The following is a 16,223-nucleotide window of genomic DNA, read 5'->3' as shown; positions in this document are numbered from 1 at the left end:
AGCCAGAGCCGGGCTGCTACCGTGACTCGAAACGATCGACCTGGTGGAATTCTCGCCGTGGGAATTTCGGGTATTGCGATCCCGAGGGGGGTGATCGATGATGTCCGCGACAGAGCCGGTAAAGGCTCCACTCCGAAAGCCACTTGGGCTTCCCCTGCTTGTGCTGGCATTGGGGCAGCTCGTCATCTCGCTCGACTACAACATCGTGTACGTCGCCCTGCCGGACATCGGCGCCGGGCTGGGATTCTCCGACCACGACCTGCAGTGGGTGGTGAGCGCCTACGTCGTGGCCACCGGAGGCTTCCTGCTGCTGGGTGGCCGGGCCGCGGACCTGCTGGGCCGACGCCGGATGTTCGTCCTCGCGGCGCTGCTGTACGCGGGGTCGTCCCTCGTGGGCGGGCTGTCGGAGACGCCCGGCGTCCTGGTCGCCGTCAGGGCGGTCCAGGGCATCGGCGGGTCCCTGCTGTTCCCCGCGACGCTGTCCCTGATCACCACCATGTACGACGAAGGGCCCGACCGGAACCGGGCGTTGGCGGTGTGGGGCGCCGCCGGAGCGGGCGGGCTCTGCTTCGGGTCCCTCCTCGGTGGGGTCCTGGTGGAGGCGTTCGGCTGGCCGTCGGTGTTCTTCGTCAACGTGCCCGTGGCAGGGGCCATCGCGCTGGCCGGGCGGTCGCTCTTCCCGGCGGACGGTCCGCGGGACCGCTCGCGGCACTTCGACGTGGCAGGTGCGCTGACCGCGACGGGCGGGATCACGCTCCTGGTGTTCCTGCTGGTGCAGGCCCCCGCGGAGGGCTGGGGCAGGCCCGCGGCCCTCACGAGCGCGGTGCTGGCCGCCGGGCTGCTGACGCTCTTCGCCGTCGTGGAGAGGCGCTCCCGCGATCCGCTCGTACCGGCAAGGCTGTTCGCGCACCGCGGCCTGCTCGTGGCCATGGGAGTGACCGCCCTGTTCAGCGCCACGTTCAGCTCGGTGCCGTACTTCCTGACGCTGTACTTCCAGACCGTCCATGGCTACCGCCCGGTTGCGACCGGGCTCGCGTTCCTCGTGCCCGCCGCGGTGGTGGCCGTCGGTACGCAGGTCGGCGAACGGGCCGTGTCCGCCTTCGGCGTGCGCCGCATGCTGGTGGGCGGCATGGCGCTGGGCGCCGCCGGAGCCGCGGCCCTCGGTCTGGCGCTCACCTCGGACGGCTCGTACCCCAGCCTCGTGCCGGGGATCGTGCTGCTGGGTCTCGGCCAGGGGGCCGCCTGGACGGGGATGTGGATCGCCGCGTCCGCCGGAGTGGCCCCCGGCGACCAGGGCATCGCCTCGGGACTGGCGTCGACCACCCTCCAGGTGGGCGGCGCGGTGGGACTCGCCGTACTGGTCGCGCTCGCCGGCGGAGTGGGGCAGAACGCCTCCGGTCCCGGGCTCCTCGACGGCATCCGTACCGCGGTCTTCGCGATTGCGGCCGGTATCGGCTGCGGTGCGCTCGCGCTGCTCGCGCTCCGCAGGACCACCGGTCCCTAGGCCGCTCCTCCGTCCACCTCTTCTTCCTCTTTCCTCGTCCGGGCTGCCCGGTCCTTCCTCCGTCATGCCAGGAGAACCCCCATGTCCACTACCGTCGCCGGTACTTCCGCTCCTCCGGCCGCCGTCCTGTGCGGGCTGGCGGGTTGGGTGCCGTCCCGCGTGGTGACCAACGAGCACCTCGCGCGACGGCTCGACACCGACGACGCGTGGATCCGCACCCGGACCGGGATCCGCCGACGGCACGTCGTCGACCCCGGACAGGCGACCTCCGACCTGGCCGTCGAAGCAGGCCGCAGGGCCCTGGTCTCCGCCGCGACGGACCGGGTCGACGCCGTCGTCGTCGCCACGACGACCCCGGACCACAGCTGCCCGGCCACCGCGCCCGCGGTCGCCGCACGGCTCGGTCTGACGGGGGCGGCCGCCTTCGACATCAGCGCCGCGTGCACCGGGTTCGTCTACGGGCTCGCCTCGGCCGCCGGGCTGATCGCGGCCGGCGTGGCCGAACGGGTCCTGCTCATCGGGGCGGACACCTACTCCACGATCGTGGATCCGCTGGACCGGGCCAACGCGATCATCTTCGGAGACGGTGCCGGAGCCGTCGTCCTGCGCGCCGGACATGCCGACGAGCCGGGCGCGGTCGGCCACTTCGACCTCGGCAGCGACGGAGCCCACGAAGACCTGATCATGGTGGCGGCGGGCGGCTCCCGCCAGCGCTCCCGGCCGGGCGAACCCAGCAGCCAGGACCGGCACTTCAGCATGCGGGGCAAGGAGGTCTACCGCCACGCGGTGACGCGCATCGCGGAGTCGGCGCGCGCCACGCTGTCCCGGGCCGGCTGGAAGATCGACGACGTCGACCACTTCGTACCCCACCAGGCAAATCTGCGGATCCTGCACTCGGTGGCCGACGACCTGGGTCTGCCTCGGGAACGGTGCGTGACTCATGTCGAGTCCGTCGGCAACACAGGTGCCGCGTCCATACCGCTCGCCCTGGCCGACGCGGCCGCCGGCCAAGTGGTCCGGCCCGGCGACCGGCTCCTGCTCACCGCCTTCGGAGGCGGCCTCACCTGGGGCTCCTGCCTCCTGACCTGGCCCGCGCTGCCCGCGTCGGCCCATCCGTACGACCCCCATGTCCAAGGAGAACGGACGACGTCATGAGCACAACCTACGAGCAGTTGGTCGACATCCTCGCGAGGCTGCACGACGCTCCCGCAGACCGGATCCGTCCCGAGGCGACCCTCGGCGAACTGAACGTCGACTCGCTGACGACGGTCGAGATCAGCATCCGCATCGAGCGCGACCTCGGTGTGACCGTCGGCGACGACGAACTCCAGCCCGACCTGACGCTCGGCGACATCGCGGGACTCGTCGACGCCCGACAAGCGTGCGTCTGAGCTCTCCATCCTCCAACTCCTCGAAAGGCAGCACCTCATGCAGATCAAGGAACAGCCCGGCAACGCGATCGGTGCGACGGTCGAGGGATTCGACCACGTCACCGCCTCGGCCGCCGACATCAAAGCCCTCAAGAACACCCTCTACACGAAGAAGATCGCAGTCCTGAAGAGCCAGGATCTCTCTTCCCATGAGTTCCTCGAACTCGGCAAGCGTCTTGGCCGCCCGGAGACGTACTACGAGCCGATGTACAAGCACCCGGAGGTCCCGGAGATATTCGTCTCCTCCAACGTGCCGAAAGACGGAAAGCAGATAGGCGTCCCGAAGACCGGCAAGTTCTGGCACGCCGACTACCAGTTCATGCCGGACCCCTTCGGAATCACCCTGATCTACCCCCAGGTAATTCCGGAGAAGAACCGCGGTACGTACTTCATCGACATGGGCCGGGCGTACGAAGGGCTGCCCGAGGAACTCAAGAAGGAGATCGGCGGAACGTACTGTCGGCACTCCGTGCGCAAGTACTTCAAGATCCGACCCCACGATGTCTACCGCCCCATCTCCGAGATCATCGAAGAGGTCGAGCGGAAGACCCCGGCCGTCGTCCAACCCACCACGTTCACCCACCCCATGACCGGCGAGACGGTCCTCTACATCAGCGAGGGCTTCACCGTCGGCATCGAGGACCAGGACGGCAAGCCGCTCGACGAGGAGCTGCTCAAGCGGCTGTTCGAGGCCACCGGCCAGCTCGACGAGACCTTCGAGCACGACAACATCCATCTGCAGAGCTTCGAGCAGGGCGACCTGCTGGTCTGGGACAACCGCAGCCTCATCCACCGCGCCCGGCACACCACCACCCCCGAGCCGACCGTCTCCTTCCGCGTCACCGTGCACGACGAACGCAAGCTCCACGACGGGATCAAGGCGGTATGACGGTCCCTTCCGCGGTCCGGCACCCCACGGACGAGGACCTGTTGGCCCGCGTACTGGTGCCCTACAAGGACCACTGCAAGTACCTGCGCTCGGCCGCCGTCGTGGCCGAGCGCGCCGGACAGGCCGCCGCCCACTGCGAGTTCGCGATCCCGGAGTCGTGCTACATCGACGACACCGGCCATCTGAATTCCGTCGAGGTGAACATCTGCTACAACCAGATGATGTATTACCTCGTCGCCAAGTCCGTAAAGGAAGGACTGCTGGCGGGGTTCGAATCCTGGACGCTGGACGACTTCTGGAAGCACCAGCTCCCGGACATTCTGATCGCGAGATTCGCCTCCAATTTCCGGAGACCGGTCAACCCCCGTGAATTCTCGGGAGAGATGGAATTCCGGTCCGTCACGCGCCGTACCCCAGGTGGCGGCAAGCCGTTCCTCCACGCCGAAACCGCCTACTGCTACTGGGACGCCGACTCGGGCCGCTGCGACGGCGAGGCGGTCCTGGCGTTCGTCAACGTCCCCTGACGCGCCCACCCCCTGCCATCCCAACCAGCGGCAAGAGAGGACGGAGAGAACTCCCATGTCCATGGACAGGCTTCACCACCCGCAACTCCAGACGCTCGTCCAGACCACGAGCTTCCACGCACAGCACCAGCCCGCCACCCCCGCGGTCCTCTGCGAGGGCCGCACTCTGACCTACGAGCAACTGCACCGCGAGAGCAACCGCATCGCCCACGCCCTCCAGGCCGCCGGACTCAAGCCGGGCGACCGGGTCGCGTACCTCGGCAAGGAGTCCGAGCACTACTACGAGATCCTCTTCGGCTGCGCCAAGAGCGGCACCGTGCTCGTACCCGTCAACTGGCGGCTCACCGCGCCCGAGGTCAGCCACATCCTGCGGGACTCCGGCACCCGACTGCTCTTCCTGGAGGACGAGTTCGGGCCGATCGTCGAGAAGATGCCGACCGCGCCACCCGAAACGGTCGTCACGCTCGGAGAGCGCTTCTCCGTTTGGAAGGCGTCCCACCCGGACACCGAACTGCCTGACCTCGCCACCCCCGACACCCCCGTCGCCCAGCTCTACACCAGCGGCACCACCGGACTGCCCAAGGGCGTCGTGCTCGCCCACCGCAGCTTCTTCGCGATCCGTGACGCCCTGGCGAGCGAGGGGCTCGACTGGATCGACTGGCGCGCAAGCGACATCGCACTGATCGGCATCCCCGGGTTCCACATCGGCGGCCTGTGGTGGGCCACGCAGAACCTCAACGCCGGAACCACCGTCGTCGCGATGCGCGCCTTCGCCGCACGCCGGGCCGTCGACCTCATCCGCGACCTCGGCATCACCACCGTCTGCGTCGTGCCCGCCATGCTCCGCATGATGCTGACCGAACCGGGCGTCAGCGCGAAGGACTTCACCACTCTCCGCAAGACGGTCTACGGCGGCTCGCCGATCTCCGAGACCCTGCTGGAGGAGAGCCTCGCCGTCCTCGAATGCGAGTTCGCCCAGATCTACGGCCTCACCGAGACCGGCAACACCGCCGTCTGCCTGCCTCCTGCCGCCCATGTCCCCGGTGGTTCCCTCATGCAGGCGGCCGGCCACCCTTATCCGGGTGTGCGCAGCAAGGTGATCGACGGCGACGGGCGCGAACTGCCGCCGGGCGCAGTCGGGGAGGTCTGCCTCGCCACGCCCGCCCGCATGGTCGAGTACTGGGGACTGCCCGACAAGACCGCCGAGACCCTCGTCGACGGCTGGATCCACACGGGGGACGCCGGCTACGTCGACGAGGACGGCTACATCTTCATCCGCGACCGCATCAAGGACGCCATCCTGGTCGCCGGTGAGAACGTCTACCCGGCCGAGATCGAGAACGTACTGGAAGGCCACCCCGGCGTGGCCGAGGCGGTTGTCGTCGGCGCGCCCGACGAGCGCTGGGGCGAGTACGTGCACGCCTTCGTCGTCCCCGTTCCCGGGCAGCAGCCCAGCCCCCGGGACCTCCACACCTTCCTCGTCCCGCAGCTCGCGAGCTTCAAGCTGCCCGCCCGCTACGAGTTCATCGACAGCGTCCCGCGCAACCCCAGCGGAAAGATCCTGCGCCGCGAGCTGCGCGACCGCTTCTGGGGCGGATCGGCACGCAAGGTCAACTGACCTTCCACCAGGCTCGATTGAGAGAGAACGACATGCCTGCTCCCCTCACGCTGGAGGGCTTCCGCGCGGACCTGGCGGAGTTCCTGTATCAGCAGCCCGACGAAGTCGACCTGGAAGAGAACCCCCTCTACGCGGGACTGGACTCGCTGCGCATCGTCACTCTCATCGAACGGTGGCGGGAGACCGGCGTGGACGTGGGCTTCGTCGAACTCGCCGAATGCACCTCGTTCGACCAGTGGTGGCAGTTGCTCGCCGCACGTCAGGGGGGAGCAGACCATGCCACCGCGTGACGAAAGCACGGAGATACGCCATCCGTTGCTGGCCGCCCAGGAAGGCATCTGGACCGGCCAGCAACTCGATGTGGACAGCCCCGCGTACAACACGGCCGAGTACGTGCACATCCACGGGCCGGTGGACGCGGCTGTCTTCGACGCGGCCCTGCACCATGTGGTCGCGGAGACGGATGCCCTGAACGTCGCCTTCGTCGTCGACCACCAGGGCCGGCCTTGGGAGACAGTCGCCCCTGCCGACGACTGGCTCCTGCACACGGCAGACCTCACCGCAGAGCCCGCCCCGCACGCGGCGGCCCTGGCCTGGATGGACCGGGACATGGCCCGCCCCGTCGACCTCGCGCGCGGCCCCGTCTTCGGTCACGCGCTGCTGCGGATCGCACCGGAGCAGTACCTCTGGTATCACCGCGTGCACCACATCGCCCTCGACGGTTTCGGCCTGTCGCTGGTCGCCCGCCGGGTCGCCCAGGTCTACACAGCCCTGACGTCGGGCGAACCGCTGGAGGACAGCGGCTTCGGCACCCTGGCCGCGGTGCGGGACGAGGAACACGCCTACCGGGAGTCGCCCCGCTTCGCCAAGGACCGCGCCTACTGGACGGACCGGTTCGCCGACCGCCCGCCCGTTGCGACACCCGCCGGGCGTACGGCCCTGCCTGAACGCACCTTCCACCGGCGGGTGATGGACCTCGACGCGGCGCAGACCGAGACCCTGCGTGCCGTCGCCCGCGACCTCAGACTCACTTGGTCCGAGGTCCTGCTGGCCGTCACCGCGGCCCAGCTGCACCACGCGACCGGAGCACCGGAGATCGTTCTCAGCCTGCCGGCGATGGGACGCCTCGGCTCCGTCTCGCTGCGCGTCCCCTGCATGGTCCGCAACATCCTGCCCCTGCGCGTGACGGTCACCGCGTCGGACAGCCTGCGCGACCTCGCGGTCCGGGTGTCCCGCGAGCTGCGCGCCGGTCTGCCGCACCAGCGCTACCGCTACGAACAACTGCGACGCGACCTCAGACTCGTGGGCGGGCAGCGCCGGTTGTCCGGTCCCGGTGTCAACATCATGCCCTTCGAGTACGACCTGCGTTTCGCCGGACACCGCAGCACTGTCCACAACGTCTCCGCGGGCCCCGTCGACGACCTGTCCGTCAATGTCTACGACCGCTCCGAGGGTGCCGGCCTGCGCATCGCCGTGGACGCCAACCCCGACCTCTACGACGAGGCGGACGTCGCCGCACTCCAGGAGGGACTGCTCGCCCTGCTCGGGCAGGCCCTCGCCGCCCCCGACCGGGCGCTCGGTGAGCTGCGTACGCGCGAAGCCGTCCCCGTCCTGGACGGGGGACCGTTGCCCGGACCCGTGCGTCCGGTCCTCGACCTGATCGCCGACCATGCCGCCCGGCGCGGGGGATCCGTCGCCGTGGAGCACGACGGACGCAGCGTCACCTATGCGCAGTTGCTCGGCTCGGCACGTGATGTAGCCCTCCGCTTGGCTGCCCGTCAGGTCGGCCGCGGGGACCTGGTGACCGTCGCCCTGCCCCGCGGCATCGACGCGATCACCGGCATCCTCGGCGTGCTGCTCTCCGGTGCCGCCTACAGCCCGATCGACCCGGCAGCGCCCCCAACTCGCCGGGCGGAACTGCTGGACGACGCCCGGCCCGCGCTCGTCCTGACGGCCAGCACCCACGCCGACGACTACGAGGGCAGGGACGTACTGTTCCTTGACCAGCCAGAGCCCGGCACTGCCGGCACCGCTGTACCGACCGCACCGACACCTGACAACCTCGCCTACGTCATCCACACCTCGGGCTCCACCGGCCGCCCCAAGGGCGTCGAGGTCGACCACCGCGCCCTCGCGCACTTCGTCGCCGGCGCCACGCACCGCTACGGCCTCCACCACCGGGACCGCGTACTGCAGTTCGCCCCCCTGCACTTCGACACCAGCGTCGAGGAAATCTTCCTCACCCTGTGCGCGGGCGCCACGCTCGTCGTCCGTACGGACAGCATGATCGAGTCGGTCCCCGGCTTTCTGGACGCCTGCGCACAGCTGCGGATCAGCTTCCTCGACCTGCCCACGGCTTACTGGCACGAACTGGCCTACGCCGTCTCGACCGGCGCCGCCGCGCTGCCCGCCGAGGTGCGCACGGTCGTCATCGGCGGCGAGGCGGCCCTCCCCGAGCGGGTCGACCGCTGGCGCAAGGCCGTCGGCACATCCGTCCGGCTGCTGAACACCTACGGCCCGACCGAGGCCACCGTGGTCGCCACCGTCGCCGACCTCCACGACCCCTCCCTCGCCCCGGGAGACGTCCCCATCGGACTGCCGCTCCCTGGTACCCGGGCTGCGGTCGTGGACTGCGAACTGCACCTTCTGGGCGACAACTTGGCCGTCGGCTACCGGGGAGACCGGCCCCCGGACGCCTCCCGCTTCGCCCCGCTCGACGCGCTGCCCGGCGCACCGCGCGCTTACCGCACCGGTGACCTGGTGCGGATCGGCGACGACGGTCAACTGCGCTACCTGGGCCGGTCGGACACCGAGTTCAAGATCAGCGGACACCGTGTGCACCCTGCTGAGGTCGAGAGCGCCCTCCTGGCCCACCCGGGAGTCCGCGACGCCGCCGTGGTCGGACAGGTGCTGGACGACGGGACGCGGCGCCTGGTCGCACACGTCGTCCCGGAAGGACCGGCCTCGGCCATGGCCCCGGCCATGTCCCTGATCAGGGACCACCTCCGAGCCGCGCTGCCCGCGGCGATGATCCCGTCGGCGGTCGAATTCCTGGACAGTCTGCCCCGGACGAGCTCAGGGAAGGTCGACAGGAACGCGCTCGCCACGACGGCAACCGCCCCCACTGCACAGACGGCCCCGTCCGACAGCTCACTGGAGCGCACTATCGCCGCCGTTTGGCAGCAGGTACTGGGCGTGGTCGCCGTCTCGGCGCGCGACGACGTCTTCGACCTGGGCGCCCAGTCGCTCCAGGCCATCCAGGTCGCCAACCGACTCGGCGTCGAACTGCACCGCGAAGTGAAGGTCGCCTGGCTCTTCCAGCACCCGACCTCCGCCGGTCTGGCGGGCTTCCTGGAACAGCAGACGCAGGCGCATGCGCGGCCGGAATCCCCTGGCCTTCCGGCGGCCCTCCTCGCCGACGCCGTCCTCGACCCGGACATCCGACCCGCCGAAGGTCCCCAGACAAGCGGAACACCCGACAAAATCCTGCTCACCGGCGCCACCGGCTTCGTCGGCGTACATCTGCTGGCCGAACTCCTGACGAGCACCGGCGCGGAGATCGTCTGCACCGTCCGTGCCCCGAGCCCCGCCGAGGCCACCGCGCGCATCCAACAAGCCCTGGAAACACACCAGTTCCACCTCACGGACGCGACGCGGAGACGCATCACGGCGATTCCCGCTGACCTCGCCCGCCCCCGCCTCGGCCTGGACGAGGCGCTTTTCGCGGAACTCGCCCGAACCTGCGGCGCGATCTTCCACAACGCCGCGACCGTCAGCATCATGCGCGAGTACGCCACCCTCCGCGCCACCAACACCGAGTCCACCAGGGACCTGCTGCGTATGGCGGCCGTGCGCTCGATCCCCCTGCACTTCGTGTCGACCCTCTCCGTCGCTCCGCCCCTCGGCCTCGCCCCTGAGGTGCCGGAGGAGTTCCTCCCGCCCCATCCCGGACTGCGGTACGGCTACCAGCAGTCGAAGTGGGCGGCCGAGCGCCTGCTCGAACAAGCCGCCGAGCGGGGTCTGCCGGTCACCGTGCACCGGCTCGGACGGATCGTCGGCCCGCACGCAACCGGTTACGTGAACGAGCGGGACTTCCTGTGGAGCGTGCTGCGCGCCGGGGTCCCCGCGGGCATCGTCCCCGACCTCTTCGAGGAGGAGACCTGGACACCGGTCGACCACGTCGCCAAGGCTGTCGTACACCTCTGCCTCGGACAGCGCCCAACGACCGCGAAGGTCTTCAACCACGCCGCCACCACCCTGGTGCGGCTGGCCGACGTATACGACTGGCTGGAGGAGTACGGCTACCCGCTGCGGCGCATGCCGCTCGCCCAGTGGCGTGCCGAGCTGTCCCCGGCCTCGGGCACGGCGGTGGCGACGCTCGCCTTCTTCGACTCATGGGACACGGCAGCCGATACCGCGACCGGTCCCGACCTACGTCTGGGACGCGTCCGCGCCGACAACGTCCTGACCGGTCTGCACGGAAGCGGCATCACCTCCCCTCCCGTCGACCGCGACCTCGTCTTCCGCTACCTCGACCACTGCGTCACCACCGGAACCATGCCCGCCCCGGCCGGGAAACCGGGCCACCTCTCCACTCCCGCAAAGTAGTTGGGCCTCTCCGGGAACTTCCGCGCTCGACCTCCCGACTACTGCAGCAGAACCCGTCGCCGCACGAGCATTCCGCAACAAGGAGCCAGCATGCCGAAGAAACGGCCGGTCGCCATCGCCCTGGCCGGCGCTCTCTGTCTGGTCACCGCGGCATGCGCCGACTCGACCGACGAGACCGGCGACAAGGCGTCCGCGGCCGCCGCGACATCCGGCTACCCGGTGACCCTCGACAACTGCGGAGTGTCCGAGAAGTTCACCAAGGCGCCCAGCCGTGTGGTCACCATGAACGGCGCCTCGGTCGCCGAGGTCTCCACGCTGCTCGCCCTCGGTCTCGGCGACAGCATTGCCGCCAACCAGCAGACCTACGGGATGTCCGAGGTCGCGGGACGGGCCGACGCCATCAAGGCCCTGCCCAACGGTGACGTCAAGCTCAACGACGCCTACGACATCCCGCGCGAGGCGATGATCGGGCTGCGCCCCGACCTGGTGCTGTCCACGACCTCCTACGGCTTCGACGAGAAGAACGGCTTCGCCACCCGCGAGCAGCTCAAGGACGTCGGCGCCAACACCTATGTCTCTCCGCAGGGTTGCGACCAGGACACCTCGAAGATGACCATCGCGGACAGCTACCGGCTGCTGCGCGACCTGGGCAAGATCTTCAATGTCAGTGACAAGGCCGAGCAACTGATCGCCGACTCCGAGAAGAACATCGCGGCGGTCTCGGGCAAGGTCGAGGGCGAGAAGAAGCCGAAGGTGATGGTGCTCTTCTCCAACATGACCATGGGCGGCAACGACTTCAGCTCGGTCGTCGCCAAGGGCATCTACAACGACATCCTCACCAAGGCCGGCGGCAGCAATGCCTTCGAGTCGGCCTCCAAGACCTCCTTCGCCGACCTCAGCAAGGAGAAGGTGGCCGCCACCGACGTCGACGCGCTCGTCGTCATCGGCTACAACGACCCCGACCCGGCGGCCTACGCCAAGAAACTGCTGAAGGAGTTCCCCCAGTGGCCGGCCGCGAAGAACAACACGTACGTGGCGCTGTCGGACTCGATGTACCTCGGTCCCAGCAACGACCTGGCCGTCGAGAAGATCGCCAAGGCGCTGCACCCCGACAAGTTCTGAGCCCGAACCGCATTCGACTGTCGCTCGCCGTTGTCGGCCTGCTCGTCGTCCTCGTCGCCGTGATGGTGCTGGCGGTGAGCATCGGCGCGGTGAACATCCCGGTGGCTGACGTGTGGGGAATCCTCCTGCATCACATCACCGGCCAGGGAACCACCGGTGACCCCGCGCTGGACCAGATCGTGTGGACCTTCCGGGCACCGCGCGTCGCCCTGGCCGCCCTGGTCGGCGCGGGTCTGGCGGTCGCGGGGGCAGTGCTCCAGACCTTGGTCTCCAACCCGCTCGCGGACCCCGTCGTCCTCGGCTTCTCCTACGGCGCCTCGCTGGGCGCCGTGCTGGTCATCACCCTGGGTGGCGCCGCGCTCGGCGGCCTGGGCGGGCTCGGCGTGTCGGGCGCGGCGTTCGTTGGCGCACTGGCGGCGGGGGCCCTGGTCTTCGCCCTGGGACAGCGAGGCGGCCGGCTGGCACCCACCCGGCTGGTGCTGGCCGGGGTCGCGGTCGGCTACGTCCTGCTTTCGGTGACCAGCTTCGTCCAGTTGCTGGCGACGCCCACCGAACTGCGGACCGTGATGTTCTGGATGCTCGGCAGCGTCGCAGGCGCCCAGTGGGACCAACTGCCCACCGTCACGGTGGTTGTCCTGTCGAGCACCGTCTTGCTGACCCTGTTCGGACGGCGACTCAACGCACTGCTGGCCGGTGACGAGTCCGCCACCGCGCTCGGGGTTGACGTCAACCGGCTGCGCGCCGTCCTGCTGGTCATCAGCGCGCTGCTCACCGGCACCGTCATCGCCGTCGCAGGCGGCGTCGGCTTCGTCGGCCTGATGATCCCCCACCTGGTCCGCCTCACCACCGGCGCCGACCACCGCAGGCTGCTGCCCCTGACCGCACTCCTGGGTGCCACCTACCTCGTCCTCGTCGACCTGCTCTCCCGCACCGTCAACCGCCCCAACGAACTGCCGCTGGGCATCCTCACCGCCCTGCTCGGCGCCCCCTTCTTCCTGTGGCTGCTGCGCCGCAACAAGGGCCTGGACAACGTATGAAGCAGCGACGAGGGCTGGACACCGTATGAAACTGACCGTCGACCAGCTCCACATCACCCTCGACCGCAGGCCGATTCTCCGCGAGGTGAACCTGGAGGCCGCCAAGGGCGACATCGTCGGGCTCGTGGGCCCCAACGGCAGCGGCAAGTCCACCCTGCTCCGCACGGTCTACCGCTCGCTACGGCCCGCCGACGGTGTGGTCAGGGTGGGCGGCGACGACGTATGGGAGCTGTCCCCGCGCACCGCCGCCCGCCGTACGGCGGCAGTCCTCCAGGACGCCGGCACCACCACCGGCCTGACCGTGACCGAGATCGTCGCCCTGGGACGTACGCCTCATCACGGCCTGTTGGGACGGGACGGCACGGAGGACCACCAGGCCGTGGCCGAAGCGGTCGACCGCTGTGGTGTCGCGCCCTTCGCGGACCGGGACTACGCCACCCTGTCCGGCGGCGAGCGCCAACGCGTCCTGCTGGCCCGCGCCCTCGCCCAGCGGCCGCAGCTCCTGGTCCTGGACGAACTCACCAACCACCTCGACATCCGCGCCCGGTTCGAGCTCCTGGACCTGATCCGCAGCACCGGGATCACCACCCTGGCGGTCCTGCACGACCTCGACCTCGCCGCCCGGCTCTGCGATCATCTCGTCGTGCTCCACGAGGGTGCGGTGGTGGCGGCGGGACCCGTACTGGAGGTCCTGACACCGGACCTCCTCCGCGACGTCTTCGGCGTGCAGGGCGGCACGGAACGGCATGCCGACGGCGTCGTCCGCATCACGTACGCGGCCCAGCCGCTCGCTCTGGACCGAGCGGCCGAGCTCGCCGACAGTTGACGCGCCGTCATCAACCGCGCGACTCCTCCAGGAGGTGCGGCCGGGCGGCGATCTCCTCGCCGCCCGGCTGTTGGGTTCAGGCGGCGGACGGCTCTATGGGCAGTACGTGGTCGCCGACCTTGTCGGTGCTCAGGCACAGGGAGCAGACGTGCGCGTCGTGGGTCTGGCAGGCGGCCAGGTCGGGGCGCTCGTAGGGCTGGTGGCAGACGTGGCAGTCGTACGTCGTCGCGCTCGGGTTGCCTTCTGTGTCGAGAAGCGGCTCGTCGATGCCGTCGTCGGTGCGGCGCAGGTAGTACTTGCCCTTGGTGACGACGGCCATCAGCGGGGTGAGGACGAAGGCGAGGACGGCCGCGGCGACGGGGGAGTACGGCTGGAGGGTGTCGCCGAGGGCGTGGAAGTACATGGTGATGGACAGGCCGGAGGCGGCGACGAAGGCGACGACACCCACGGGGTTGACGGCGTAGAGCATGCCGCGGCGGAACTCGGGCTGGAGCGGGGACAGCTTCAGCAGGTATTTGTTGACGCCGATGTCGGTGGCGACGGTGACGATCCAGGCGATCGCGCAGTTCGAGTAGAAGCCGAGGATGTCGTTGAGGAAGCTGAACATGTCGGCTTCCATCAGAGCGAGCGCGAAGCCCAGATTGACCAGGACGAAGACCATACGGCCGGGGTAGTGCTTGGTGACACGGGTGAAGGAGTTCGTCCACGCGAGCGAGCCGGAGTAGGCGTTGGTCACGTTGATCTTGATCTGGCTGATCACGACGAGGGCCACGGCCAGCGGGAGTACGAGCCAGGACGGCATCATCGCGTCGAAGGCGCTGCGGAACTGCTGGATCGGCTCGGGCGCGGCCTCCGGTCCGACCTTGGCCAGGATGTACACGGCGAGAAAGACGCCGATGGCCTGCTTGAGCGCGCCGAGCACCACCCAGCCGGGGCCGGCCATGATGACCGCGGTCCACCAAGTGCGCTTGTTCGCCTCGGTCTTGGGCGGCATGAAACGCAGGTAGTCGATCTGCTCGCCGATCTGCGCGATGAGGGAGAGACAGACGCCGGCGCCCAGCAGCACGGAGGCGGTGTTGATGCCGCCCTCGCCGTCGGTGCCCGCGTAGTTGAGGAAGCGGTCGACCGTGCCCGGGTCGGTGGAGATCAGATAGACCAGCGGGCCGACCATCAGCACGAGCCAGACCGGGGTCGTCCACACCTGGAGCTTGCTGAGCGCCTTCATGCCGTAGATCACCAGCGGGATGACCATCAGCGTGGAGAGCGCGTAGCCCAGCCACAGCGGGAGTCCGAGGCCCAGCTTGAGGCCCTGGGCCATGATCGAGCCTTCGAGGGCGAAGAAGATGAAGGTGAAGCTGGCGAAGATGACGCTGGTGAGGACCGAGCCGTAGTAGCCGAAGCCGGAGCCGCGGGTGATCAGGTCCAGGTCGATGTTGTAGCGGGCGCCGTAGTAGGCGAGCGGGAAGCCGGTGACGAAGATGACGACGGCGGCCACGGCGATCGCCACGAGCGCGTTGCCGGTGCCGTGGGCCAGGCCGATGCCGGCGCCGATGGAGAAGTCGGCCATGTAGGCGATGCCGCCGAGCGCGGTCGTCGCCACGACCATCGGGGTCCAGCGCCGGTAACTGCGGGGCGCGAAGCGGAGGGTGTAGTCCTCCAGCGTCTCCTTGGTCGCCTGGCTGGTTGGGGACACCGGCGCTGTGGCCGTCTTGGATGACTCGGTGGTGCTCATAGTCAGCCCTTCGGGGATGCGGGGGAGTGCTGGGGGCGGATGCGGTGAGCGGTGGAGCACCCCCGGTCGGCGTCGTCGGCAGCCGGGGAGTCGAAGGCCGGGATGGATTTCCCGGGGTTTCAGAGGCGGTCCGAGTGCAGGGCCATCTGCGTCATGGCGTGCTGGGCGCACTCCAACACCACGGCCATCGAGTCGCCGACATGGGCGTGCAGGGCCCGGTAGCCCTCGTCGAGGCGGCCGTCGCGGACGAGCTCCATGATCTCGATGTGCTCGGTGATGGTCGTCTCCACCCGGTCCTGGGTGAGGAAGTCGTACATCCGCACCCGGCGGATGCGCTCACTGACCGTCACGAGTGCATGGGTGAGGGCGGAGTTGCCGGAAGCGCGGGAGAGCTCGGCGTGGAACTTCTCGTCCTGGACGACGAACCGCGGGTCCACTGCCTGCGGCCGCTCACGCATCGCGTACCAGCGGTCCAGCTCGGCAGTGAGGATCGCCGTGTCGTGCTTGATCGAGGAGTCCTCGATGGCGCGGGCGATCCCGCGCAGCTCCAGGGTGACCCGGAGCTCGTAGAAGTCCTTGAGCTGGGTGAGGTTGGGGATGGTCACGAAGAAACCGCCGTCGCCCCGCTCGATCAGCCCGTCGGACGCCAGCCGCGCCAGCGACTCGCGTACCGGGGTCCGCGACACCCCGAACCGCGCGGCCAGCCGCATCTCGGCCAGTCGCTCGCGAGGGCCGAACCCGCCGTCGAGCACGGCCGCGCGCAGCTTGGCGTAGACCGCCTCACGCAGCGAGGAACCAGCTGACGGAACCGCCGGTGCGCCGGGGGCGACCGACTGCGCGTCAGCTGTGTCCGACTGCGTATACAGCTCTGTATCCATGAGCGGACACGCTAGAAACCGCTTGTTCCCGGCAACCCCTCACGCTGTGAACTGC

13 protein-coding genes are annotated in these 16,223 nt (G+C 69.3%); 11 read left to right on the top strand and 2 right to left on the bottom strand.

The window, feature by feature from the left end; all coding sequences use genetic code 11:
• The first annotated feature begins 100 nt into the window (after positions 1-100).
• The 11 genes from AB0N66_RS10590 to AB0N66_RS10540 all read left to right on the top strand — a co-directional run bounded on the left by AB0N66_RS10590 (position 101) and on the right by AB0N66_RS10540 (position 13,558).
• Positions 101-1,504, top strand: coding sequence for an MFS transporter (locus AB0N66_RS10590; protein WP_365431725.1), 1,404 nt, complete (start codon positions 101-103; stop codon positions 1,502-1,504).
• Positions 1,505-1,585: 81 nt separating this feature from the next.
• Entirely contained in the window at positions 1,586-2,659 is a 1,074-nt protein-coding gene (locus tag AB0N66_RS10585; protein ID WP_365431154.1) for a beta-ketoacyl-ACP synthase III, read from the top strand.
• Positions 2,656-2,895, top strand: a complete 240-nt coding sequence (locus AB0N66_RS10580; RefSeq protein ID WP_365431152.1) for an acyl carrier protein — start codon at positions 2,656-2,658, stop codon at positions 2,893-2,895. Before AB0N66_RS10585 ends, AB0N66_RS10580 begins: the two co-directional genes overlap by 4 nt.
• Before the next feature lie 37 nt (positions 2,896-2,932).
• A complete protein-coding gene (locus AB0N66_RS10575; RefSeq protein WP_365431150.1) occupies positions 2,933-3,823 on the top strand; it encodes a TauD/TfdA family dioxygenase in 891 nt (296 codons plus the stop codon).
• Entirely contained in the window at positions 3,820-4,347 is a 528-nt protein-coding gene (locus AB0N66_RS10570; protein ID WP_365431148.1) for an FcoT family thioesterase, read from the top strand. The genes AB0N66_RS10575 and AB0N66_RS10570 overlap by 4 nt, the downstream gene beginning before the upstream one ends.
• A 55-nt stretch (positions 4,348-4,402) precedes the next feature.
• Positions 4,403-5,965 (top strand): long-chain-fatty-acid--CoA ligase, encoded by a 1,563-nt coding sequence (locus AB0N66_RS10565; RefSeq protein WP_365431146.1) that lies wholly within the window; start codon positions 4,403-4,405, stop codon positions 5,963-5,965.
• A 32-nt stretch (positions 5,966-5,997) separates the two neighbouring features.
• On the top strand, positions 5,998-6,255 hold the full coding sequence (locus AB0N66_RS10560) for a phosphopantetheine-binding protein (protein ID WP_365431144.1): 258 nt from the start codon (positions 5,998-6,000) through the stop codon (positions 6,253-6,255).
• Positions 6,242-10,573 carry an amino acid adenylation domain-containing protein gene (locus tag AB0N66_RS10555; RefSeq protein ID WP_365431142.1) on the top strand — a complete coding sequence of 1,444 codons (4,332 nt, stop codon included), beginning with the start codon at positions 6,242-6,244 and terminating at the stop codon, positions 10,571-10,573. Before AB0N66_RS10560 ends, AB0N66_RS10555 begins: the two co-directional genes overlap by 14 nt.
• A 90-nt stretch (positions 10,574-10,663) precedes the next feature.
• The gene (locus AB0N66_RS10550) at positions 10,664-11,695 is read left to right on the top strand and encodes an ABC transporter substrate-binding protein (RefSeq protein ID WP_365431140.1); all 1,032 of its coding nucleotides are present in this window, start codon (positions 10,664-10,666) and stop codon (positions 11,693-11,695) included.
• A 62-nt stretch (positions 11,696-11,757) separates the two neighbouring features.
• Positions 11,758-12,732: an iron ABC transporter permease gene (locus tag AB0N66_RS10545; protein ID WP_365431138.1), complete on the top strand. Its 975-nt coding sequence runs from the start codon at positions 11,758-11,760 to the stop codon at positions 12,730-12,732.
• A 25-nt stretch (positions 12,733-12,757) separates the two neighbouring features.
• On the top strand, positions 12,758-13,558 hold the full coding sequence (locus AB0N66_RS10540; protein ID WP_365431136.1) for an ABC transporter ATP-binding protein: 801 nt from the start codon (positions 12,758-12,760) through the stop codon (positions 13,556-13,558).
• Positions 13,559-13,634: 76 nt separating this feature from the next.
• On the opposite strand, the gene AB0N66_RS10535 is transcribed toward AB0N66_RS10540, so the two are convergent.
• Together AB0N66_RS10535 and AB0N66_RS10530 are read right to left on the bottom strand one after the other, a co-directional pair.
• Complete coding sequence (locus tag AB0N66_RS10535; protein ID WP_365431134.1) at positions 13,635-15,290, bottom strand: allantoin permease; 1,656 nt, start codon at positions 15,288-15,290, stop codon at positions 13,635-13,637.
• 119 nt (positions 15,291-15,409) lie between these two features.
• Positions 15,410-16,168, bottom strand: coding sequence for a GntR family transcriptional regulator (locus tag AB0N66_RS10530; protein ID WP_365431132.1), 759 nt, complete (start codon positions 16,166-16,168; stop codon positions 15,410-15,412).
• Between the last annotated feature and the right edge of the window lie 55 nt (positions 16,169-16,223).

This window comes from Streptomyces sp. NPDC093544 (assembly GCF_040683495.1).
Lineage (GTDB): Bacteria > Actinomycetota > Actinomycetes > Streptomycetales > Streptomycetaceae > Streptomyces.
This window is presented reverse-complemented; position numbering and strand designations above follow the sequence as displayed.

Excerpts from the sequence above, each read along its gene's own strand:
- AB0N66_RS10555 (WP_365431142.1), top strand. The coding sequence starts at position 6,242 with ATGCCACCGCGTGACGAAAGCACGGAGATACGCCATCCGTTGCTGGCC.
- AB0N66_RS10585 (WP_365431154.1), top strand. The coding sequence starts at position 1,586 with ATGTCCACTACCGTCGCCGGTACTTCCGCTCCTCCGGCCGCCGTCCTG.
- AB0N66_RS10570 (WP_365431148.1), top strand. The coding sequence starts at position 3,820 with ATGACGGTCCCTTCCGCGGTCCGGCACCCCACGGACGAGGACCTGTTG.
- AB0N66_RS10550 (WP_365431140.1), top strand. The coding sequence starts at position 10,664 with ATGCCGAAGAAACGGCCGGTCGCCATCGCCCTGGCCGGCGCTCTCTGT.
- AB0N66_RS10580 (WP_365431152.1), top strand. The coding sequence starts at position 2,656 with ATGAGCACAACCTACGAGCAGTTGGTCGACATCCTCGCGAGGCTGCAC.
- AB0N66_RS10530 (WP_365431132.1), bottom strand. The coding sequence starts at position 16,168 with ATGGATACAGAGCTGTATACGCAGTCGGACACAGCTGACGCGCAGTCG.
- AB0N66_RS10560 (WP_365431144.1), top strand. The coding sequence starts at position 5,998 with ATGCCTGCTCCCCTCACGCTGGAGGGCTTCCGCGCGGACCTGGCGGAG.
- AB0N66_RS10540 (WP_365431136.1), top strand. The coding sequence starts at position 12,758 with ATGAAACTGACCGTCGACCAGCTCCACATCACCCTCGACCGCAGGCCG.
- AB0N66_RS10590 (WP_365431725.1), top strand. The coding sequence starts at position 101 with ATGTCCGCGACAGAGCCGGTAAAGGCTCCACTCCGAAAGCCACTTGGG.
- AB0N66_RS10575 (WP_365431150.1), top strand. The coding sequence starts at position 2,933 with ATGCAGATCAAGGAACAGCCCGGCAACGCGATCGGTGCGACGGTCGAG.
- AB0N66_RS10545 (WP_365431138.1), top strand. The coding sequence starts at position 11,758 with ATGGTGCTGGCGGTGAGCATCGGCGCGGTGAACATCCCGGTGGCTGAC.
- AB0N66_RS10535 (WP_365431134.1), bottom strand. The coding sequence starts at position 15,290 with ATGAGCACCACCGAGTCATCCAAGACGGCCACAGCGCCGGTGTCCCCA.
- AB0N66_RS10565 (WP_365431146.1), top strand. The coding sequence starts at position 4,403 with ATGTCCATGGACAGGCTTCACCACCCGCAACTCCAGACGCTCGTCCAG.